13 protein-coding genes are annotated in these 22,206 nt (G+C 72.4%); all 13 read right to left on the bottom strand.

Annotated elements, in window-relative coordinates; genetic code table 11:
* Positions 1 to 3: 3 nt before the first annotated feature.
* The 13 genes from AB0C96_RS29130 to AB0C96_RS29190 all read right to left on the bottom strand — a co-directional run bounded on the left by AB0C96_RS29130 (position 4) and on the right by AB0C96_RS29190 (position 21,969).
* Positions 4 to 390: a WXG100 family type VII secretion target gene (locus AB0C96_RS29130; protein WP_362921352.1), complete on the bottom strand. Its 387-nt coding sequence runs from the start codon at positions 388 to 390 to the stop codon at positions 4 to 6.
* Between the two features lie 113 nt (positions 391 to 503).
* Positions 504 to 926 carry a YbaB/EbfC family nucleoid-associated protein gene (locus AB0C96_RS29135; protein ID WP_362921353.1) on the bottom strand — a complete coding sequence of 141 codons (423 nt, stop codon included), beginning with the start codon at positions 924 to 926 and terminating at the stop codon, positions 504 to 506.
* Between the two features lie 183 nt (positions 927 to 1,109).
* Positions 1,110 to 4,517: a hypothetical protein gene (locus AB0C96_RS29140; RefSeq protein WP_362921354.1), complete on the bottom strand. Its 3,408-nt coding sequence runs from the start codon at positions 4,515 to 4,517 to the stop codon at positions 1,110 to 1,112.
* Between the two features lie 264 nt (positions 4,518 to 4,781).
* Positions 4,782 to 5,429: a hypothetical protein gene (locus tag AB0C96_RS29145; RefSeq protein WP_362921356.1), complete on the bottom strand. Its 648-nt coding sequence runs from the start codon at positions 5,427 to 5,429 to the stop codon at positions 4,782 to 4,784.
* 1 nt (position 5,430) lies between these two features.
* Entirely contained in the window at positions 5,431 to 5,718 is a 288-nt protein-coding gene (locus tag AB0C96_RS29150; protein ID WP_362921358.1) for a WXG100 family type VII secretion target, read from the bottom strand.
* Between the two features lie 28 nt (positions 5,719 to 5,746).
* Positions 5,747 to 6,058, bottom strand: coding sequence for a WXG100 family type VII secretion target (locus tag AB0C96_RS29155; RefSeq protein ID WP_362921359.1), 312 nt, complete (start codon positions 6,056 to 6,058; stop codon positions 5,747 to 5,749).
* Between the two features lie 194 nt (positions 6,059 to 6,252).
* A complete protein-coding gene (locus AB0C96_RS29160; RefSeq protein WP_362921361.1) occupies positions 6,253 to 9,513 on the bottom strand; it encodes a right-handed parallel beta-helix repeat-containing protein in 3,261 nt (1,086 codons plus the stop codon).
* Positions 9,510 to 12,467, bottom strand: a complete 2,958-nt coding sequence (locus AB0C96_RS29165) for a hypothetical protein (protein ID WP_362921362.1) — start codon at positions 12,465 to 12,467, stop codon at positions 9,510 to 9,512. The genes AB0C96_RS29160 and AB0C96_RS29165 overlap by 4 nt, the downstream gene beginning before the upstream one ends.
* Before the next feature lies 1 nt (position 12,468).
* Entirely contained in the window at positions 12,469 to 13,794 is a 1,326-nt protein-coding gene (gene eccB, locus AB0C96_RS29170) for a type VII secretion protein EccB (RefSeq protein ID WP_362921364.1), read from the bottom strand.
* Between the two features lie 10 nt (positions 13,795 to 13,804).
* The gene (eccD, locus tag AB0C96_RS29175; RefSeq protein WP_362921366.1) at positions 13,805 to 15,202 is read right to left on the bottom strand and encodes a type VII secretion integral membrane protein EccD; all 1,398 of its coding nucleotides are present in this window, start codon (positions 15,200 to 15,202) and stop codon (positions 13,805 to 13,807) included.
* Between the two features lie 80 nt (positions 15,203 to 15,282).
* Positions 15,283 to 19,272: a type VII secretion protein EccCa gene (gene eccCa, locus AB0C96_RS29180; protein WP_362921368.1), complete on the bottom strand. Its 3,990-nt coding sequence runs from the start codon at positions 19,270 to 19,272 to the stop codon at positions 15,283 to 15,285.
* A gap of 139 nt (positions 19,273 to 19,411) precedes the next feature.
* Positions 19,412 to 20,029: a response regulator transcription factor gene (locus AB0C96_RS29185; RefSeq protein WP_362921370.1), complete on the bottom strand. Its 618-nt coding sequence runs from the start codon at positions 20,027 to 20,029 to the stop codon at positions 19,412 to 19,414.
* A gap of 608 nt (positions 20,030 to 20,637) precedes the next feature.
* Positions 20,638 to 21,969, bottom strand: coding sequence for a GAF domain-containing SpoIIE family protein phosphatase (locus tag AB0C96_RS29190; protein ID WP_362921372.1), 1,332 nt, complete (start codon positions 21,967 to 21,969; stop codon positions 20,638 to 20,640).
* Positions 21,970 to 22,206 lie beyond the last annotated feature (237 nt).

The following is a 22,206-nucleotide window of genomic DNA, read 5'->3' on the forward strand; positions in this document are numbered from 1 at the left end:
CCGTCAGCCGCGGCCGCGCGACGGTGTGGAACGCACGCTCGGGTGAGCGGTCTCCCCTGAGTGACCGGTCTCCCGGGGCACACCGTGGGAGCGGATCGCGTCCAGGTTGTCGTACTCCGCGTTCGCGAAGCTCTTGCTCATGGTGTGCACCCCATCGGCGGTACTGGTCACCACGTGCGAGATGTCCGCAAGGCCGCGCTGCACGGTCTCGGCAGGGCCCTGATACCCCTCCATGAAGGCACGCCCCATGGGGTCGTCCCACCCTTTGCCGACGCCCTTGAGCTCCCCTTCCAGGTTCTTGAGGACGCTCTCCGCCCGGCCGGCGATCTCTCGGATGTGGGGGACGGCCCCATCGAGGCCGTCGGGGTCCACCGAAAGCTCATTGTCCATCAGTTCCTCCGTGCCGCTTCGTCATTCGGTGGGTTGAGTGGTGTGCCCGGAGCAGTACGCCGAACCGCTCGGCGCCGTACGGTGCGGTCCCGGCCGACGGGAGCTCGCTCCGGTCACTCCGGTGTCCGGCCCTGCTCGACGTAGGCGCGTACCGCCTCCGGCATCGACGGCTGCTCCGGCAACATCGCCGTCAAGTCGGCGGTGCCCTGGAGGAAATCGACCGCCGGTATCTCCGCCGGGAGATGGGAGGCCATCAGCTCCCCTGCCTGAGCCAGCGCCGCTTCCCTGGCCGACCGGGCGGCACCGAGGATCGCCTCGGTCAGCTCGGCGGGAGCCATCCTGCGGTAGGCACCGGTGGGGAACTCCACACCGGTCAGCTCGCCCTGCGCCCCCACTGTGACCTTGACGGTCTGCCGGGGCGCCGTCCCGGTCGCGGAGATCTCACGGAGCCGCTGCTGGAGTTCACCGGCCTCCTGCCGCTGCCTGCGGTACTCCTCCAAGAGCTCTTCGATCCGCTCGTCGTACGGGCTCGCCACGCCGACCCCTCTCCCGTTGCCACCGACTACCGCGCCCACCGCGGGCGGTGGGCGCGGGCCTGTGAGGTTGCTGTGCGGGTCGAGCCAAGCCGATCAAGCTGTGGCCGGAGCCCGGGGACGGCACGTCTGTGGCCGTCCGTACATACCGCTCTGCCCTGGCGTACCCAGTGGCCGGGCTTGAGATCAGTCGATGATGCCGGGGATGTCACCGTCCTTGGTGCCCCACGGCATCGCACTCCTGGCGAGCAGCTCCGCGATCCTTCCGGACTCCGGGTCGTCGCCGTCCGCGGAGGGCGACTCGGCCGAACCGGGCGCCTTCTCTGCGGGGTCCTCCTCCTCGTCCTCTTCCTCGTCGCCGAGCCAGTAGCCCGAGCGGAGTTGAGGGGGCTCGGCGGCCCCGCCGCGATCCCCGCCGGTGACCCGGGACCGGCGCCAGCTGGGCAGCCCGCTACCGGCGGCGGCGTCGGTCTCGGCGGCCTCGGCGCTCCGCGCATCGGTCCCGGGCGGGTTCCCGTCGGAGGATGCGGTGGAAGGAGCCTGGCCGTCCGCCCGTTCGCCCCGGCCGCGGCGGCCGAGCGACCGCGACAGCAACGGCGCGAGGGCGGTGGAAGCCGTGGCTCCCCAGGCCACGACGTCCTCGGTCGAGACGTCCTCGGTCGAGACGGACGAAGGGGGCAGGGGCACCCGGTCGGGCCTGCCCACGCCGGGCGTGCGCCTGTCGCCTCGCTCGTCCGCCTCGCCGTGTGCTGCCGGACCGGATGTCGAGGCGCCCGCCGTACCAGCCTGCCTGGGCAGGGGCGGGTTGCCGGATGTCGCGGGCTGACGAGGTGCGGGCTCCGCTGCGGTCGACGCCGGCGGAGCGGGGGTGCTCGTGGCCGTCACGGCGGCGGTCCCGGCCGCGGAGGCCGTACCCGGGGTGGACGCGGCAGCGGTACGCGCGGCCTGGGCGGCCCTCGGGGGGTGGGCGGTGGTGGCTTCAGCGGTCGCTTCAGCTGCGGAGGACACCCTGGCGGTCGCTTGCGCGGCGGGTGCGGTCGCGGCGGGACCGGGCGTCGCAGGGGCCGCGGTCGCGGTCGCGGTCGCGGCTGCCGCGACTCCGGTCGCCGCGACTCCGGTTGCCGCAACTCCGGCTGCCGCGGCCGTTGCCGCAGTGGTGACGGCCGCGGTCGCGGCGGCGGACACCGCGCTCTCCTGGGCCGGTTGCTCCGCGTCCGCGTCGACCGCGGCGGGCTCCGGCGCTCCCGTGGCCGCGACGGTGGCGCCTTCCGCGATGGGCTCCGCCACCCGGTCCGGTTCGGCGGCTGTCACGCTCTCACCGGCCTCCGGCCGCAACAGCGGCTCTTCGGCCGAACCCTCCGCGGTCCAGGGAGCCGTGGCTCCCTCCAGCAGGCCTGCGGCCTCGGACCTGTCACCCCCGGTGGCCATCGCTGGGGCGCCCGTGAGCAGGGGCGCGGCGCCCGCCGTGGCAGCCGGCGCCGTCACCGACTCCTCGGCGGAGTGCGTGGTGCCGGTGGCTTCGGGCTGCCCGCCGACGGCCTGCGCGCCCGACGGGGCGCCGTCGGGCGAACCGATCTCCTCGTCGTGGTCGGCGCCCGACTCGTCGGCCCAAGGGGCCCCGCTGGGGGTCAACAGCCCGGAGGCGTCGGAGCGTTCGCCGTCGGCCCTGCCGTGGGGAGGCGCCATCCCCATGCCCGGCATCATCGGCATCTGCGGGCCCATGGCCGGTGTACCGCCGCCCATGGCCCCACCACCCGACACCGCACCTTCGCCCGGTCCGAACGAGGGGACGTGGGGGGCGGTTGGGTGCACGCTGTGGGCGCCACCGGCTCCCGCCCCCACCCCGCCGATACCGGACCCGGTGACGTGGCCAGGGTTTCCGAAGGCGGAGCCGTCGAGGCCCCCGGTCTTGGTCAGGCCGCCACCGTGACCGGGCAGCCCGACGGCGTCCGGTCCGGCCACATGCGTGGAGCCTCCGAAGGGGGCCACTCCCGGGGCGGCACCGGCGCCGTGCCCACCCGCGACCGGCAGCGGAGCGGGGGCGGAGTTCAGCCACGGCGCCGAGCCCCCGGTCCCGGGAACGCCGGACCCGACGCCCGTGCTCCCCGGGAAGCCCACCGGCGTTCCCAACTGCCCGGCCTGCCCGCCGTCGAGCGCACCGATCCCCGGAGCGTCCGCCCCGACCCCTGGGATCCCCGGGAACCCGGCGGGCGTTCCCACCTGCCCGGCCTGCCCGCCGTCGAGCGCACCGATTCCCGGAGCGTCCACCCCGACCCCTGGGACCCCCGGGAACCCGGCGGGCGCACCCGCGCCGCCGGCCGGCGAGCCGTCCAGGGCACCGATCCCCGGAGCCCCGGAATCCACCCCCGGAACACCCGGGAAGGAGGCCGCCGCCGCGTCCTTGCCCGCACGGTTGCCGCCCGGTGCGGTCATCCCGGGAAGGCCCGAACCCACCAACGGGGCGCCCGGGAACGGGAGAACGGGCGCGTCCGCCCCCGTGCCGGGTGCGGCATCCATCGCGGACAGCCCGGGTGGCGCAGCGTCGATACCCGGAGCGCCCGCAGGCACGGCCGTACCGGCGCCAGGACCGTCCAGCGCGGGCATCCCCGCAACGCCCGGCATGGGCATCCCCGCAACACCCGGACCGCCATCCAGCGCGGGCATCCCCGCACCGCCCGGACCCACCTGCGGAGCGCCCGGGAACCCGAGGGGCATACCCCCGCCGGCAGGGGCCGAGGCATCCGTGGGCAGCCCCGGGGCCGACGGATCGACGCCAGGTGCCGAGAAGGGCTGCACGGGAGGGGCTTCCGACGGCGAGGCCGACGGCAGCCCCGATCCGGCGCCGGACGGCATTCCGCCCGGCGCGACCGGCGGCATGCGGAACGGCTGGGGGGCGTTGGCAGGGGACGCGGGCGAGTTGGGGCCCTTGACGGGAGGGGTCACGTTCGACGGAGGGCGCACCGCGTCAACGGTGAACTGGTACTGCCTCGCCAGGCTCTTGAGCACCTCCCGCATGTCCCGGCTCATCATGTCGACGATGGTCTGGTTCTTGCTCACCGGAATCAGCCCGTTGGACATCGCCTTGACGCCCTGGTTCTGGGCCTGTTGTGCGTACCAGGCGTCGATGGCCGCGATCTTCGCCCGGGCCTCGGCCAGCTGGTTGCCGTTCCGCACCAGCTGGTTCGGCACCGAGTTGAGGTGGGAGGAACCGCCGGAGAGCACCCCGGCGACGGCGGACACCTGGTGGGAGAAGGTCCCCATGGCTGCCAGGAACGACTCCGCGGCCGCACCCCGCCATGGCCCATTCTCTCCGGCGAGCGCGGCGGACTGCTCATCCAGGCTTTTCGACACCATCTCCAGCACCAACTGCACCCGGTAGAAGGTGTTGCCGGCCTCCACCAGCGTGGCCGGATCGGAGATGCCGTTGGCACGACCGTGGTCGGAGGAGTCGGCCATGGCGGCGCCGCCGCTGATGGCCGCCTCGATCTGTTTCCAGTCCCAGGTGTCGTAGTCGTTGACGGAACTCGCCTGCGAGGGGGCGGCGTAGAGCGCGCCGTCATCTCCCTTGTCGAATCCGTTCTTGTTCTCCGCCATCGGCTCCGTGCTCCCAGTCAGCCTTCGGTTCCCGGATGAAACTGGTCCGACCACGTGAACCGAAGGCTGATCAGCCCGTGTCCGGAAAGTGAAGCGGACGCCTTGGAGGGCTTCCGCTACGACACCGCAGAGGTCCGCCGGGGACCCCGGCGGACCGGGCCCTGCCGTCAAACTCCCGAGTCAGGCGGGAGTTTGACGGCAGGGCCGAGGTGGCCCGGTGTGCCGCACACCGGGCCTGGCTCGGCCGACGAGCCGTGCTTCGGCTCAGGTAGCGCTGGTGGAAGGCGCCGAACCGCCGGTGGAAGGCCCCGAACCCCCGATGGAAGGCGCCGAACCGCCACCCCCACCCGGGGCGGCGGGTGCGCCGCCGGTGTCCTTGAGCATGGCGCCGAAGTCCGCCTGCGCCCTCTCGATGGACTTTCCCAGGTCAGCGGCCTTGATGCCGTTGGCCTCCTCAGTCGTCGAGTAGTTCTTGCTCATGGTCCGCATGGCGTCGCTCACGTCGGTCAGGCCGTTGTAGAGGTCCGAAAGCGCTTTGACCATTTGGTCCTTCAGACCGCCGTCTGCGTTGGCGCCTACGGTCTTGGTCCTGAGCTGGTCGGCGTCGTAGAACGAGCCGGGCGCAACCCTGACCTGACGCAGCCGGTCCATCGCGTCCTTCACCGGTGCCTTCAGGCTCTCGATGTTCCGGGCGACCACGTCGAGAGAGGGGGTGTCCACCGAGGTCGAACCCATTCCCCGACTGGTTCCTGGAACCGCGGGAGGTGTCGGCACCTGCGCCTCCACCGTGCGGCCCGGCGGCAGTGTGACCTGTCCGGGATCCCAGTCCTTGATGCCGGGAGTCGAGCTACCGGAACCGGAAGAATCGGACGTAACGTCAGGACTCCCGATACCATCCAGCCCCTTCGCCACGTCAACTGCTCCACATGCCGGAGTTGGTGACCTCGGCCTGCCCGTAGGTGGAGCGGATCTGTTCCAGCGTGGTCCCGGCCGCGATGGACTGCTGGACCATGTCGGCCGCCGCCGCGTCCCACTGGCGCTTGCTTTGCGTGTAGGCCTCCTGGGCCTGGCTGGTCCACTCGGCGAGGTTGCTTCGGGCGCTGTCGTCCAGCGCCTCCAGCAGGTTGGTGATGTTGCGGGAGATGGTGCGCATCTCCTCGGTGACGTGCTCGACCTGAGGGAAGTTGATTCTGTACGTCATGTGTGCTCCTGCGGGGTGGGCGGGCCGACTAGATGGAGGGAAGCGGGGCGTGCAACTTCCCCTTCAAGGCGGTGACGGCCTGCTGGGTTGCTTCGTGGGTCGTGTTGTAGACGCCGGTGTTCTGCTCCAGGGTGTTCATCATCCTGTCCAAGGCGGACACCACCCTCTCGAAATCCGCCAGCCATGCGTCCAGCGCATGGCCGTAACTTGTGGCCGCTAGACCGTCCCAGTGGCTCGCGAGCGCCGACCTCTGCTCCCTCATAGCGGACAGCTGGGAACGCGCCTGGCTGTCCGCCTCCCGGAAGGCGGCCAGCGCTCCCCGCATTCCTTCGAGTGTCACTGAGGTGGGTGTAGTCACCTTGTTGCTCCTCACATATGTGCGGCTCCGCCTGCAAAGACGTGCCTGGTGGATGTGCATTTCGATGCTGGGCCACGACGAACGGCCCTTGGCCGGTCCGGCCCGGCGCCTGCCCTCGCTGTCATCCCACGGTGCCCTGCTGTACCCGAGCACCCGATAACAGCCGGTGAGGGCACTCAGCCGGGCGCCGCCGCGCTCGCGACCGCCGGCTCCGCCGCCACGGCCCCAGCGCCGTCCGGCAGATCGGCCACCCGGATCGTTCGCGTGGGGGCCGCGGCCGCCAGCCGGTCGGCGAACCGGTGGGCACCGTAGGCGCCTTCCGGATGCGCGGTGTCCGCGAAGTGGACGCCGAGCGCCTGCCGCAGCCCGTCGTCAACTGCCCTGCCGTGGCGGGCAAGTCGGCGCAGGACCAGCTCCGCGAGCTCCTCGGGCCCGTACAGGGCGAACCTCAGGTACTCGGCGAAGCAACCGGCCAGGTTGGGACTCTCCCTCAGCACCTCGGCGAGCTGCGGCGCCTCACCGGAGAGCACCACCGCCACGTCAGGGCCGGCGCACGCCGCGCGCTGCACGGCGTCGAGCACGGCGGAACGCTCCTGGTCCGGCCGGTCCGCGAACGGCCGGTCCGCCTCCAACAGCAGGACCCCTCCCGCGGCCTCGTCGAAGGCGCCTGCGGTGAAGGTCTCGGCCTGGCCGTGCCAGCGGGCCGGGAACGCGGAGAGCGGAACCCGGTGGAGTACTCCGGCGGTGAGCACCCCCTGCTCCGCCAGCGCGCGGGCGTAGAGCCGGGCCGCCGACCGCCGTCCGCTGCCCGGGCGCCCTTCGAAGACCAGGTTGGCCGTCAGCGCCACCGGCTGCTGTTCGGCCCGCAGCTGCCCCAGGCCGGACAGCCTGGCGGCCAGCGCCTGCCGTACCTCGGCGAGGCCGACGAGAGCGGAGAGCCGGGCGCTGCCACGCCCCCGCGCGCCGTCCGGGCCGGGCGCTCGGGGGTCCGTGTCGTCACCGCCGGGCAGCTCGGGCACGTCCGCGGCGGACAGCCTGCTCAGCTCGGCGTCCCCGGTGCCCGGCGCCATCGCCAGCCGTGACGCCTGGTTGCTCACCATGGACTCGAACACGCCGCGCGCCACCCGGCCGTTGCCGAACGTCGCGCCCTTGGGGATCTGTTCGAAGTACCGGACCAGCGCCTCGTGCGCGCTGTCGTCGAGCTCGTAGTAGTGCCGCCCGCACATGTTGCGGGTGATGGTGACCAGTTCGGCGGGGCTGTAGTTGGGGAACTCCACGGTGCGCGAGAAGCGGGAGGCCATCCCCGGGTTGGAGGAGAGGAACTGCTCCATCTGCTCGGAGTAGCCCGCGACGATGACCACCAGTTCGTCGCGGTGGTCCTCCATCAGCTTCATCAGGGTCTCCACCGCCTCCTGACCGAAGTCCGGGCCACTGCCCTTGCCCTGGTTGGTCAGGGTGTACGCCTCGTCGATGAAGAGCACGCCGCCGAGCGCCCTGGTACAGACCTCCGTGGTCTTGATCGCCGTGCCGCCGATGATCTGAGCCACCAGGTCGGCCCGCGACACCTCTACGAGATGGCCCTCACCGAGGATGCCGAGTTCGGCGAGCACCGCTCCGTAGAGCCGGGCGACCGTGGTCTTGCCGGTTCCGGGCGGTCCGGCGAAGACGAGATGGCGGCTCATTGGCGGCATGGGCAGCCCCATCTCCTCGCGCCGCTGGGCCATCCGGTTGAGGTTGATGAGGCCGGTCACCTCCTGCTTCACGCTCTCCAGCCCGACCAGCGCCTCCAGTTCGGCCAACGGTCCGTTGCCCGCCTGCCCGGAGGGCTCCGGCCGCGTTCCACGGTCCGACCACCCCGGGTCGTCGCTCTCCTCCGGAGGTGCCCCGTCGCGGCGGTCCGCCGGGTCCGGCCGGCCCTCGCGCGGCGGGTTCGGCCGTGGGCCGCCGTTGTCCCGGACCTCGCAGTCATGCATCCGCACCGGCTCGACGGAGTCGCTGCGGATGCCCTCTCCCTCGTTGCCCTCCACCGTGCAGGAGCGCAGTTCGCCCCGCCCGGTGGCGTCCAGGCGCACACCGTGCCCGCGAGCGCCGTGCACCCGGCACCGCTCGGCGACGAGCGAGCCCCCGTTCAGCACCCGGATCCCGTCAGTATCCGATGCGGCGACATCGGTGTCGTCCAGGCGGACCGCCGCGTCCGTGTCGACCACCACCCCGCCGCCGTGCAGCAGGGACGACTCGGCGACGACGTCGGCCGCGGCGGTGGCCTTGAGCGCCGCGCCCCGCGCCGTGCGCACCGTCAACTCGCCGAACCGTCCGGTGCCGCCCTCGCCCACCTCGACCGCGTCGCCACGAGCCAACTCGATTTCGCCGCCGCGCAGTTGGAGCCGAGCGGAACCCAGCACGCGCACTCCCCCGGCGTCCCCGACCACCGTGAGCCTGCCGAACTCCGCGGCGGAACCATCCGTGACGAGCACAGCGACCTGCTGTGCGTCGTGGACCGCGAGGTCGCTCGCGGTAGGGGCGCTGTTCGAGTCCACCACCAAGCCCAGCGGTGTGTCCCGGATCTCGCACTCTTCCAGCCGCGGCTTGGCGGCACCGGTGATCCGCACCCCGCACCGCCCCGCGCCGGTGATGGTGCAGCCACGCAGCAGCGGCGCGGAGCCGGCCGCGATGTGCACCGACTCGCCCTCCGCGCCGGAGAAGGTGCAGTCGGTGAGAGTGACCGGCGCGCTGCTGGTCAGGTAGGCGTCCGGTCCCGCACTGCCGGTCACGACCACCCGTCGCAGTTCGGCGCTGCCTTCCTCTTCGACCACCAGGCCGGGTTTTCTGCTGTCGGCGACGGTGGTGTCCTCGACGGTCGCGTGCCCCTGCCCGTTGACGCAGACCGCGTTGCCACCGCTTCCGGTCAGCGTGCCCCCGCGGACGGTCAGCCGCCCCTGTGCCGCAACGACCACCGCGGACGAACCCGCCTCGGCCACCTGGCAGTTCTCCATGGTGTTCGCACCCGGCGAGGTCACCACGATGCCGGCGCCCCGCGGGTTGTCGACCGTGCAGTCACGCGCCACCAGCGTGCCCTGGTCCCGCGCCAGCACCGCCGTCCAGGCCCGGCCGGAGATCGCACAGCCGTCGAAGGCGGCCTGTCCCCGGCGCAGGTCCACCACCGGGTACTGCTCGTCCGCCCCGGAGAGCACCAACCCGGAAAGCCGGACCTCATCGGAGTCCACCACCAGTGCGCTCCCGGTGCTCGCGTGGATCTCCACACTGCCCGGCCCGTCCTGGGCGGCCAGGGTGACCGCCCCGGTGAGCAGGATCCGCTCCTCATACCGCCCGGCTTCCACGGATACCAGGGCGCCCTCGCCGGCCTGGCTCAACGCCTCGGCGATCGAGCGGTGAGCGCCCGGGCGCTGTGCGGAGACCAGCAGAATCTGCCGCGTCACGACGGTGACCCCTTTACCTGGCTGTTTACCTGGCTGTTTCCCTGGGTGGTTCCCTGGCTGTTTCCCTGCGTGGCGACGCGCGCCGTGCCGATCAGCCCGGGTGGGCTGCCGAAGCTGTTCGACCAGTGCTCCGGCAGCGCTTCCGGGGGGCTCGCGCCCCGCCAGTTCTCGGCGGCGCGTTCCAGTCCGGCGACCGCTGCCTCGTCGAGCGGACCGGACGCGAGGTCCACCGTGCCGTCCGGCGCGATCTCCGAGGGCGACAACTCCCGCAACAACACCTCGCGCCGCTCTTCCTGACGCACGTCCAGCACCTTGAAGCTGGTCCCGGGCAGGAAGACCACGCGGTCGGTGACGGCGGGTTCCAGCAGGACGGTGCGGCGGGCGGTGAGCGACCAGATGAGGAAATCGACGGTGCCGGGCAGTTCGCAGGGGGCGCTGGTCCGGGCCGGGCAGAAACCCCACTCCGTCACCAGTCGCTGTTGTCGGTACCACTGCCACTGCGCGTCGCTGACGGTGGTGCGCAGCACGCCGGCACCACGATGTGACGGCAGACGGCGGAGTCCCTCGTACACACAGCGGGACAGCGGCACATGCGGGCCGACCGTCGCACCGCGCACCGCGGCGTCGATCTTGCTGCCCTCGGCAGAGAGGTAGATCCGCACCGCGACCAGGTCCGTGAGGGTGTCCTCGGAGGGCTTCTTGGCATCGCCGCGCAGGCCCGGTGACTGCGAGAGCAGCCGGGCCAGGGAGCTGGCGGCGGCGTCGTACTGCTGCCGTAGTGCACCGCGCAGCCAGTCGCGCTCCCGGTCGATGCCGCCGGACGGGGGGACCGCACACGCCTCGGGCCGCGGCGTCGGCTGGACCCGCGGGTCGTCGTCCGAAGGTTCGGACACGGTCACCTGGCCAGGTCCCCCTGGCGCGCCGACCTGCGCTGCCCCGTCGTCAGGTGCGGTGGGCGCCACCTGCTTCGGCACCCCCTCGGCGGCCGGTTCGCCGGACGTCCGTGCTTCCGGCAGGTCGGGCACCGGCTTCGCACCGCCGGGCGGTCGAGGGGCGTCACCGGCGAAGGCAGGTACGGCGGCGGGTACGGCGGAGGCGGCTTCGGCCTCGGGCGGAGCCGGCAGCAGATCCGCCTCAAGGCGGACCACCGGCGGGGGCGCGGGAAGCTGCGCCGGCGGCACGTCCGCTGCCACGGAAGGCATTCCGACAGACGGCGGCGCGGCCGGGGGCGCCGCGGCGGGAACCGACTCGGCGGGCGATACGGGGACGGGGTCCGGCACGGCGGGCGATACGGGGACGGGATCCGGCACGACAGGCGATACGGAGACGGGATCCGGCACGGGAGCGGCAACGGGCGCCGCGGGAACTGTGGCCGGCGCGACCGCCGCGGGAGCCATGGCGGGCGCGACCTCCGGCGTCACCGTGGCGGGCTCCGGCGCCGTGGTGTCCGCCGCCGCGCTCGGTTGCGCCGTGGAGGCTTCCGGGGCGGAGCCCGTCCCGACGTCGGGGACGCTGCCGGTGAGGGAGGGACCGCCGACCGGAACCGACCAGCCAGGCGCGAGCCCGGCAGGTGCCGACCCGGCAGGCGCCGACCCGGCAGGTGCAGACGCGGCGGGCGCGGACGCGGCAGGTGCCGACCCGGCGGGCGTCTCCTGGCCACCGGGCGCGCCCATCCCCGACGTGGCCATGGCAGCCGGCAGTACCTGGGAGGACTGGCGGGTGGCCGGATCGAGACGCCACAGCGCCCCCAGCGCGAGAAGCTGCATGCGCTCGGCGCTCTGCTGCGAGCTCGTGTCGTAGAGGATCTTGGCGGCGGTCGGGTCGAGGGGAAGTGCCCGGACGGCCTGCGCGTCCGCGGGCTCGGTCGGCGGCCGCATCCACAGCCCGCTCTGGATCACCTCCAGCACGGCGTCCGGAGCGTAACCGTAGACGCCGGGCGAGAGTTCGGGCAGACCGTGGACCGGAAGCCGATGGCTGACCGGACGGGGAGGCAGGACCTGACCGCCGCTCTGCTGGCGTGGCAGGTAGCCGAGCTCCCTGGCGAACGGCCGCCAACCGGGCGAGCCGTCGGGGCACACCCCATGCACGTCCGGCTCCCCGGTGACCGTCGGACCGCCGACCGGCAACCCGCAGTAGACGGTGACCGGCCGGCCCAGGAGGTCGGACAGGGCCTGTCCCAGCGTCTCCTCCTCGGGGGCCGCCACCGGACCGTAGCCCACGAAGCGCACCTCACCGCGGTGTTCCTCGGGTACCGCGCGCCAAAAACGGGCGACGTCCGCCAACGGCAGGGCGGAACCGCCAGGGTGGCCCAGCACCACGCACAGCCGCTTGCGGTCGCACGGCACCACGCTCGTCAACCGGAACCGGTGCACTTCGTGCCAGAGGTCGTTCGACGCCGGGCGCAGCCACGCCCCACCCGGCAGCGGCTCGCAGAACCCCGACGGCCCTGGGCTCCAGGACTGGTTGACCATCCAGTCCTCCCACTGCGGTTTCGGGGCGCGGCGCGAGTCCCACTGCGGCGGCCCGTCCGGCCGCAGCCGGATCCAGCCTGTTCTCGCGTCACCGCGGACGAAGAGCGAGCCGTCGTCGACACGCACCAGTTCCCCGGCCGGGACGAGTACCTCGGTGCCGAGCCGGTCGGCCAGCCACTGTCCGGCGGGCATCAACTCCCCGGCACTGCCGGGGACGGGCACCAGACGCAGGCCGCGGCTGCCACCGTCGTCGCGGCTGAGCCTGCTCGCCACCGGCCGCCAGGCCGTGGGGGGTAGCGCGGCGGGCACGTCCACCGCCACCAACCGGTGGTCGGGGTCGAGTGCCAGCCCTTCCGCCCAGCTCCGGGACCGGCGGCCGCCCCGCTCATCTGTCCCCTTCCGCCTCACCAGCACGGTGTGGCCGACGGTCAGACACTCCACGGCGGGCGCCGTGGGGCGAAGGCGCTCTACAGGGATCCGCATGTCACTGCCCTCCCTTGCCGCGGCTCGAAGCCACCAGGGCCGGGCCGCTCGGTACCGCGTCCAACACCTTCCTCGGCACCGGCAACGGCGCCACCCGTCCATATCCCAGGGCGTTCGCGGTCGCGTCGTCGGAGAGTGGATACTTCCGCCCCTGATCGGTGATCAGGTAGCGGCGCGGCACCTGCTCGCCCGACCTGGGCGCGAGCTCGGCCACGAACATCCCGCGCCCCGGCGGCACCCGTACCCCGGCGCCGGAGGAGACGGCACCGTCGCGGACGACCACGGTGGCCTCGACCTTGGTGCCCGCGGCCTTCTGCCGTACGCACAACCGGTCGCGGTCTCCCCGCCATTCGGCGACCGACAGCAGGTCGGGGATGCGACTGAGCAGGGTGCGGTCGTGGGAGCCGCGCGCCGCGGCCACGTCGGCCGTCGTCACCTCGATCGGGGCCGTGTGCCCCGGCCGGGCCTGGAGGAGAGCCGCTTCCGTACGGGTGAGGGGGGCCAGGCCGTCGGAGCGCAGCACCAGGTTCTGGCTCGCTCCCGCCTGACCGGTCCGGAACAGCTGGCCGACCTTGGCGGGGCCACCGCCCACCCGTGGCCCGGGCTTTCCCGCCCCCGGGATGTCGGCCGGAGCCAGCGCCGTCCCCGTGGGCAGGGCGGAGAGCCAGGCCGTCGGCGCCTTCATCGGCTCGCGGTCGCCCAGCCCCAGCGCCACCAGGGCGGAGAGGTCGCCGACCGGGTACTTGGTGTCCTTCCACAGCACGTACTTCGCGCCGTCCGGGTCGACGAGCAGGATCCGCCGGTCACCGCCGAGCGCGGTGTCGGGTCCGGGTGCGAGGTCGATCTGCTGCGCCTCCTCGTCACGCCCGCCCAGGCAGAGGTTCCACGCCCCGTGGAGCAGTTCGGAGGGCGCCGGCACGGAGTCGGGCGCGTCGGGGATGCCGATCGGGGTGCCGCGCCGTACGTCCCGCAGTGCGTCGCGCGAGACGCTGTGCACCGTCGGGTTTGCGCCGGTCGCCAGCAGCGCGGAGGCGTAGTTGCGGGTGGGGCGCAGCACCCCGTCGAGGAAGAGGTAGCGGGTACCGGTCTCCTTCTCGACGATGAGCGAACCGGGCTTGCGCCAGCTCGTGTTGGCGCCCGGGCTGATCAGCCCGTATACCGCGGCTCCACCGATCAGCAGCGCCGCGACCGCCAGTCCGATCATGGATCCGAGGTCTGCTCGGCGCGTCGGCGACTCTCCGTTTCCCGGATCGCCGGTGACCACCGCCGAGATCAGCCGACCGATGGAGAACCGGTACGCCTGTACGTGGTCGCGTCGACTCTGCACGTTCCGCCCCTCACCCAACCAGTGAACGGATAGCGACGTAGACGTGTACCAGCTGCAACAGCAACGGGATCAGCGCCACCGCCGTCCAGGTCTCCAGCAGGTCTCCCGTGTGGCCCCACACGGGCAGCGGCCGTGAGCCGGGCATACGGCGCGCGGCGACCAGCAGCAGCCCCGCGGCAACCAACAGGACCAGCAGGAGAACCGCGCTGACCACGGGCGGCGCGGACTCCACCAGGGAGAGCAGCACCAGCATCGGGCCGAGCGCCCCGCTGACCGCCATCGGGATGCGCTGCCACGGTCCCACCAGGACCCGGGTCCGCAGCAGTACGGCGCCGCCCAACACGGTGGCGAGCACCGGGCCGATCCACTCCGGCTCCCGGCTCAGCAGCCACAGCGCCACGGCGAAGACCGCCGCGCCCGAAACCGCCAGGGACGTCAGGCAGACATCCGCGATCCTGGTCCGCCGGGCCACCCGGGTCGCCGGCTCCGGTTCGATGCCCTCCTGCAACTCCTCCGCGGTACGCGGCAGTTGAGGCACCCGCAGCCGGGCGACCCGGACGGCGATGCGCATCCCCAGCGTGGCGGTCACGAACGCGCCGACCGCGAGCACGCCCATGGCACGGGTGGCGTCCAGGCCCAGTACGGTGGAGATCCCGACACCCGTGAGGGCCGCCACCGAGGTCGCGAGCACGCTGCCGAACACCTCGGCCGGCGCCCGGCGCAGCGCGAGCGCACCGGCGGCGGCCACGGCGACACAGACCCCGGCGAGGGCGATATCACCCCGGCCCGGGGCGAGCACGCCGGAGGCGCCGCGCGCGGCGGTCGCGCCGGCCAGGGCGGCGAACAGGCAGCCGACGAGGCCGGTGATCATGCCGATGGCCCGGTCGGGGCGCAGCCGCGTGGCCACGAAGCAGGCGGCGCCGAGGGCCACCGCGACCACCGCGGCCGCCACCGCCATCCCCCGTCCCGGTCCGACCCGCCAGACCCCGACCGCCAGCACCCCGAGAACCAGGCAGGCCAAGCCGAGCAGGAGCCGACGCGTCAGCGCGGGTCGCCAGCGGACGGCCGGGGTGCCGACCACCTCGGCCACGCCTTCCGCCACATCGTCGAAGTGCAGCACTGCCAGGGCGTCGTCCATCGGACGCAGGTACAGCACCTCGCCGTCCCGCAGGTCGAGCGTGGCCGGGGTGCCGTCCGGGTCGAGGGGCGGTTCGCCCAGCCGTTGGAGCACCCAGTCGCCGTCGTTGCGCCCGGGGTTGCCGCACACGTGGCCGCGCACCACCCCGAGCAGGTCGCCGACGGTCACCGTGGCCGGAACGGCGAGGTCCGCCCGTCGCTCGGGCCCCACGACGGTCAGCCGGCAGACGTCGGATCTGCCCGCGACGGTTGTGGTACTCGCGGTGGTCATGGAGCTCCTCAGATGCGGGAACGGGATGGGAGGGGCAGGAGGGGCAGGAGAGGCGGTACGGCCTGGTGGTGCGGCGCTGGTCACCGCGGACGGACCAGCCCGGTCTGCACGAGTTTGACGCCCCGTCGGGTCACCAACTGGGCGCGTCCCGGGGGCAGGGTGCGGGGCTTGGCCTCGCCGAGGAACTTCCCCTCCTCGTTGGGGTAGGACAGCAGCAGCGCGGGGCTTCCCAGCTCCCACATCCGGCGCAGCAGCGGGTCCATCATGGCCCGCATCGCCCCGGACGTGCTGCGGGAGACCACCAGGTGCAGGCCGATGTGGACGCCCTGAGCCAGGTAGGGCACGAGCGGGGCCAGCGGGCCGCCCACCGCGCTACCAGTGGCGAGCAGGTCGTAGTCGTCGATGAGGAGGAAGAGTTCCGGCCCCTCCCACCAGTCGCGTTGGTGCAGGCGCTCCGGGGTGATCTCCGGGCCGGGCAGACGCTTCTGCATCGAGACCGCGGCGCTGCCGGCCAGGTCAGCCAGCGCTTCGGTGTCCACCACGTACCCCACGCGGTACGCCTCCGGTACGTCCTTCAGCAGCTCCCTGCCGGGGTCGGCGAGCAGGATGCGGGCCCGTTCCGGGCTGAAGTGCGAGGTGATGGCCCGGGCCATCAGGCGCAGCGCGTTGGACTTGCCCGTCTCGCCGTCCCCGAAGACCATCAGGTGCGGGGTGTGGGCGAAGTCGTGCCACACCGGCAGCAGCCGTTGCTCGTCCCAGCCCACGCAGACCTTCGGGCCGTCCTCCGGCGCGGGGAGTCGTTCCACCCCGAGGTGGGTGGGGAGCAGCCGGACGCCCGGCACGGCGGCGCCGGTCCAGAAGGCCGCGACCTCCGCGACGGCCGCCCTGGTGGCGGTGGCCAGCTCGGCCGTCTCCGAACTGCCGTCCAGCCGGGGCAGCGCGGCCCTGAAGTGGTATCCGGAGCTGGTCAGACCGCGGCCGGGCTGCTGCGGCACATCGCCGGCGGCCCGACTGCCCACCTCCGACTCCATCGGGTCGCCGAGCCGCAGTTCCAGCCGGGTTCCGATCAGGTCCCGCAGCCGGGGGCGGATCTCCGACCAGCGCACCGCGGAGATCACCACGTGCACGCCGAAGGCCAGGCCGCGGGCGGCGAGTTCGGCGATCCTCGCCTCCACGTCCTCGAAGTCCTGCCGTAGCGTGGCCCAGCCGTCGACAACGAGGAAGACATCGCCGTACGGGGAGTCGATCTCTCCCCGGGCGCGCGCCCCTCGGTAGCCGGCCATGTTCTCCAGACTGAGGTCGGCGAACTGCCGCTCGCGTACCTCCAGCAACTGGGAGATCTCCTCCACGGTGCGCAGCACCCGGTCGCGGTCCAGTCGGCCGGCGACCGAACCGACGTGCGGCAGACCGCTGACGGACGCCAGCCCGCCGCCGAAGTCGAGACAGTAGAACTGCACCTCGGCGGGTGTGTGCGTGAGCGCGAGAGAGAGCATGAGCGAGCGCAGCAGCGTGGACTTCCCCATCTGCGGAGCCCCCGCCACGGCCACGTGGCCGTCCGCCCCGGACAGGTCGGCCTCCAGCAGCTCGCGCAACTGCTCGTACGGTCGGTCCACCACGCCGAGGGGAACACGGAGGGCGCCATGACGCGCGGACTCCCCCGCGGCCATGCCACGGGCCGGGTCGGGCACGATCCCGGGCAGCAGGTGGTCCAGGCTCGGCGACTCGTCGAGCGGGGGCAGCCAGACCTGCCGGGCCGGCGGGCCGGCGTCGACGAGCCGGTCGACCATCACTTCCAGCAGGCTGTCGCCGTCCTCGCCGCGCCCGGTGGGCCCGCCCTCCTGCTCCGCGTCGGCTCCCAGCACGGTGGGCACCGGACGGGCGTGGTGCGTCGGTTCGGATTCCGGAGCGGAGGCGGGCGCCGGCTCCAGCCGGAACGGCACGACCTCGCTGGCGACCCTGGCCGCCCGCGCGCTCGGCGTCGATGCCACCGGCGGCTCCGGGCACGGCCCGGAGACATAGGCGGCCTTGAACCGGACCAGATTGGTGGTGTCGATCTTCAGATAGCCGTGTCCGGGCTCCGAGGGCAGTTCGTAGGCGCTGGACGACCCGATCACGCTCCGGGACTCCATCGAGGAGAAGGTGCGCAGTGCGATCCGGTACGACAGATGTCCTTCCACCCGGTTGATCCGGCCCTCGTCCAGTCTCTGGGAGGCGAGCAGCAGGTGGATGCCGAGGCTGCGCCCCACCCGCCCGATCATCACGAACAGCTCGGCGAAGTCCGGCTTGGACGCCAGCAGTTCGGAGAACTCGTCGACGACGATCACGAGCGACGGAAGCGGCGCGAGCCGGGCACCGGCGAGGCGTGCCTTCTCGTAGTCGAACAGTGAGGAGTAACCGCTCTCCCGCAACAGTTCCTGACGCCGGATCACCTCGCCGGTCAGCGAGTCCTGCATCCGGTCCACCAGGGGCAGTTCGTCGGACAGGTTGGTGATCACCGCCGAGGTGTGCGGCAGCCGGTCCATGTTCAGGAAGGTCGCTCCGCCCTTGAAGTCGACCAGCACCAGGTTGAGCACCTCGGAGGAGTGCGTGGCGGCCAGGCCGACGACCAGGGTCCGCAACAACTCGCTCTTGCCCGACCCGGTGGCCCCGATCAGCAGCCCGTGCGGACCCATCCCGCCTTGTGCCGACTCCTTGAGGTCCACCTCGACGACCTCGCCGTCCTCGGTGACCCCGATGGGAACGGCGAGACGGGCCTGCTGGTCGGTGCGCGGTCGCCACAGGGAGGCGACGTCAAAACCGCGCGCGTCACGGATACCGAGCAGGGTGGTGAGGTCGAAGTCGGTCTCCAGCGGCTTGTCGAGCAGATCGACGGTGCCGCCGGTGCGGCGCGGGGCGAGTGTCCGGGCCACGCGCTCCGCTGCCGCCTCGGTGAGCAGGTCCGCCTCCGCGTCGGCGGTGGTCTCGCCGGTGGGGAAGGTGACCTTGCCGTTCTCCACGGTGAGCCGCAGCACCTTGGGGCCACCGCGCAGGGAGCCGGTGACGTCGAGCAGCACCGCGCAGCGCACCCCGCCGTCGAGCAGCCGGCATCGCTCAGGAAGGTCCACTCCATCGGCGACGATCACCACAAACGGTTCCGTCGTCCCGGGAACGGCCGACTCGTCGTGGTCGGGCCGGTCGGCGAACTCGGCGCCCAGCAGCTCCATCAGCGCGTCGTGGTCTTGGGCCGTCAGCCGCTGCGGGCCCGTGGCGTCCTCCCGCTCCGGGTGGGCGTTGTGGGGCAACCACTTCACCCAGTCCCACTCCGCCCGCCCGGCGTCGTCGGTGAGCAGCGCGATCCGCAGCTCGTCGGGCGAGTGGAAGGTGGCGAGCTGCCCGACGACCGCCCGCGCCAGGCCGAGGACACCCTCCCGGTCCCCCACCAGCTCCACGCTGGTGAACCGGCGCAGCGCCACCGTCACCGGGACACCGGGTACGGCCCTGCTGGCGCGGGCGAACCGCCGCAGCGACACGGCCGAGAGCGGCTCCAGATCCTCCACCGGCCTGGTGTGCGGCGGGACGAACTCCAACGCGGCCCGCCGCATGCCCACTCCGGTCCGTACGCGTGCGAAGTCCTCGTGGCCCGGCCGGCGTTCCCACAGTCGGGGCCCAGCGGCGATCGCGGCGAGCTGCTGCGGTCGCGGGTTGTCCCAGCACACCGCCGCCCGCTGTTCTTCGGCCGCCGCTCTGGCCTGCGCCCGCAGCTGTCCGAGGTACCGCAGGTAGTCCCGCCGCTCGGCCCGGATCCGACGCTTGCGCTCCCCGCCTGCCCTGCCGAGCTGGCTGAAGGTCATGCTGACCATGGCGATGCCCATCACCCCCGACATCAAAAAGCTCGTGGGGGAACTGCCGCCCGTGGAGAACATCAGCACCATCGCCGTGGTCCCCAGGCCCATCGGCAGGTAGAGCAGCACCGAGCCGAGGTCGGCGGTTGCGGGCTCGCCGAGCACCGGCGGTTCGGCCAGCTCCACCCGCCCTGAGGGCATCGGGGGGCCGTCGGCGCGCGGCGAGCGCTTAACGATCACGGTACTCATCGGGTTGGCTCTCCTGCACGTGACGCCATCTCCCGATGGGGGCCAGGGATCGGCCGCGCCGTGAGTGCGCGGTTGCGGGGGACGGTGCCCGAACGACCGCCGGGACGTGCCCGCCCGTACCGGTTCTGCGGTGACCTGCTCATATCACGCCCGTTCGGAAGGCGTACGCGACGGCGTGGGCCCGGTTGCGAAGCTGCAACCTGCTCATGGCCCCGTGGATGATGTTCTTGATGGTCCGCTCCGAGTAGTTCAGCCGCTGCGCGATAGCGGCGGTCTCCAGGCCGTCGGCGAGCAGCTTGATGACCTCCACCTCCCGGGTCACCAGGCCGGTGGTGGTCAGCCCGATCGGCGTCAGCACGTCCGACTGGACCGTCCTGGCCCAGTCGAGCAGCCAGGCCGCCCCCTGTGTGGGCAGTTCGGCACGCCCGTCCCTGGCCCCTATGACGGCCCGCAGCAGCCGCTCGGTGCTGACCTCACGGCGCGGGATCAGGCTGATCAGACCGCAGTTGACGGCGCGTAGCAGATGCTGCTTGCGCACCATGTCCCCGACCAGCACCACGCGCATCCGCGGGTTGGCCGCGTCACGGACTGCCTGCTCGATGGAGTCCAGGGTCTCCGCGGTGATCTCCCCCGCGAGCACCAGCATGACGTCGGCCTCGGCACTGCGCTCCGTGCCGAGCAGGCTGACGGTGGGGTACGGCCGCAAGAGGGCGGCGGCCCCGGCGCCGCTGATGGGATCGGCAGCCAGGATGGTCAAAGAAACGCTCTCCAACACTTCTCCTGATGGCGCCTTGGTCTACTACGGGTCGTACGCGCGCCACTGGACGGGCATATGACGGTTCCCACGCTCCACCACGGGGAGCGGCGTCCGACCGCGAGTAGCACACTAAGGACCGCGCCCATCGGCACACATGACGGCGTTCACCGAAAGGTTTGCGCCGAACTGACCGAAGGGGTTGCCGAATTCGCCCTGGCCCGTCCTCACCAGTCCAGGCGCGGCCGTTGCCGGCGTGTGCCGCCCGAACGCGGCTACCCCGCCAACCGGATTTCACCGAAGGGCAGTTGCCCACCGGATGTCCGCCTCAAGTCGTGCGCGGCAGCCGACGCGAGATGTCATCGGCAGGGCCATCGATCAGCAACCAGGCACCGTGGCGGCACTTCCATCTGCCCACGGGGCACTGGCCCATGCTGTCCAGGCCCGTCGAACTCGCCGACACCCTCGCGACGAAGTCGTCTCTTCCGCCCGCTGACGGGGATGCTCGCGCTCGTGCCCGTTCCCTGCGCGATGCAGGTTTGCGATCGGCAATGAGGTCGGCAGCGCCCCCGATCGAGTGGCGCCCTGCGGGCCCGCCTTGTGCAGCGATGTCAGGTGGCGGGTGGGGTGCGCAGAGCGAGGATGGCCATGTCGTCGTGGCCGTCGCTCGGGTGGTGGTCGGCGAGGGTCTGTACGAAGTCTTGCAGTGGCTGGTCTGCGTGCATGGTGGCGACTGTGGCCACGGCGTCCAGCCCCTCGTCGATGGCGTGGGCGGGGTGTTCGATGAGTCCGTCGGTGAAGAAGATCAGCGTTGCGCCCGCGGGGAGGGTGCGGCTGTGGTCGGGGCGGGCGTGGGCGGTGTTGATGCCGAGTGGGATGCCGGGGTCGGCGCGGAGGTATTCGGCCCGCTGGTCGGCGGTGATCAGCAGTGGGGGGAGGTGTCCGGCGGTGCTCCAGTGCAGCGACCAGCCGTCGTCTCGGGGTTCGATGCGGGCCAGCAGTGCCGTGGTGACGGGGTTGGGGGTGGTGGCGTGCAGGGTGTGGTCGAGTTGGGTGAGGATGCTGCTGGGCGGCGTGCCCCGGTCGTAGAGCAGGGCACGGAGCATGCTGCGGGTTTGAGCCATTGCGGCGGCGGCATGGAGGTCGTGGCCGACGACGTCTCCGATCACGACACCAACGGCTCCGTCGGGCAGGATGACGGCGTCGTACCAGTCCCCGCCCAGATGGTTGGGTTCAGCGGCGGGCCGGTAGATCGCGGCGGCGGTGAAGGGCCGCACGTCCGGGAGGGTGGGCAGGAGCAGGCGCTGGAAGGTCTCGGCGCTGTCGCGGATCTGGCCGAACAGGCGGGCGTTTTCGATCGCGATGCCGGCGGCGCCGGCAAGGGCGACGACGACTTCCTCGTCCGCTCCGTCGAAGGGGCGTCCGTCGTGGCGTTCGGAGAGGTAGAGGTCACCGTAGATCTCGCCGCGGACGCCGATGGCCACCCCGAGGAGGGTGCGCATGCAGGGGTGGCCGGGAGGGAACCCGGCCGAGGCCGGGTGGGAGCCGATGTCGTCGATCCTCAGGGATTCGGGGTGACGGATCAGGTGTCCGAGCACGCCACGGCCGTGCGGGAACTCCACCTCGGCCAGATCGTCCCGCTCCTGCTCCGTCAGTCCGACGGCCATGAACTCTTCCAGGAACTCGCCGGACTCGTGCAGTACCCCCAGGGCGCCGTAGCGGGCGCCGACCAGGTCCATGGCGGTGGTGACGATGCGGTGCAGTACGGACGACAGGTCCAGCTCCCGGCTGATGGCCAGCACCGCGTCCAGCAGTCCCTGTAGTCGGTCCTTGGCAGCGGCCAGCTGCCGCAGTCGCTCGGCGATATCGCCCAGCTCGGCCTCCCGTGGTAGCCCCCGATCGGAGACGGGCGGCCGTTGTGGTTCCTCTTCGTCCTTGGCCATCATGAGCCCCTGGTGGATCGGCCCTCGTTCTGGGTGGCCTTCAGCCGGCAGGAGTCGGAGCCGGTCCGGATGAGGGGGCCTGTGAGCCGGTCGACGATCGCCACACAGAGCCGGGGATCGGTGCACGTCCTGTTCCACTCTCCGAACGGAACGTCGGAGGCCACGGCCACAGCATGGCACGACCGAACAGCCCAACCTCCGCCCGTTGTCCCGAAACTGACATGCCGTACCCGAACA

The sequence above is a fragment of the Streptomyces sp. NPDC048506 genome (assembly GCF_040651315.1).
Taxonomy (GTDB): Bacteria; Actinomycetota; Actinomycetes; order Streptomycetales; family Streptomycetaceae; genus Streptomyces.

What these genes read in the sequence shown, in the direction of transcription:
- eccCa (WP_362921368.1), bottom strand. Translation starts at nt 19,272, where the DNA reads ATGAGTACCGTGATCGTTAAGCGCTCGCCGCGCGCCGACGGCCCCCCG.
- AB0C96_RS29190 (WP_362921372.1), bottom strand. Translation starts at nt 21,969, where the DNA reads ATGGCCAAGGACGAAGAGGAACCACAACGGCCGCCCGTCTCCGATCGG.
- AB0C96_RS29140 (WP_362921354.1), bottom strand. Translation starts at nt 4,517, where the DNA reads ATGGCGGAGAACAAGAACGGATTCGACAAGGGAGATGACGGCGCGCTC.
- AB0C96_RS29130 (WP_362921352.1), bottom strand. Translation starts at nt 390, where the DNA reads ATGGACAATGAGCTTTCGGTGGACCCCGACGGCCTCGATGGGGCCGTC.
- eccD (WP_362921366.1), bottom strand. Translation starts at nt 15,202, where the DNA reads ATGACCACCGCGAGTACCACAACCGTCGCGGGCAGATCCGACGTCTGC.
- AB0C96_RS29165 (WP_362921362.1), bottom strand. Translation starts at nt 12,467, where the DNA reads ATGCGGATCCCTGTAGAGCGCCTTCGCCCCACGGCGCCCGCCGTGGAG.
- AB0C96_RS29150 (WP_362921358.1), bottom strand. Translation starts at nt 5,718, where the DNA reads ATGACGTACAGAATCAACTTCCCTCAGGTCGAGCACGTCACCGAGGAG.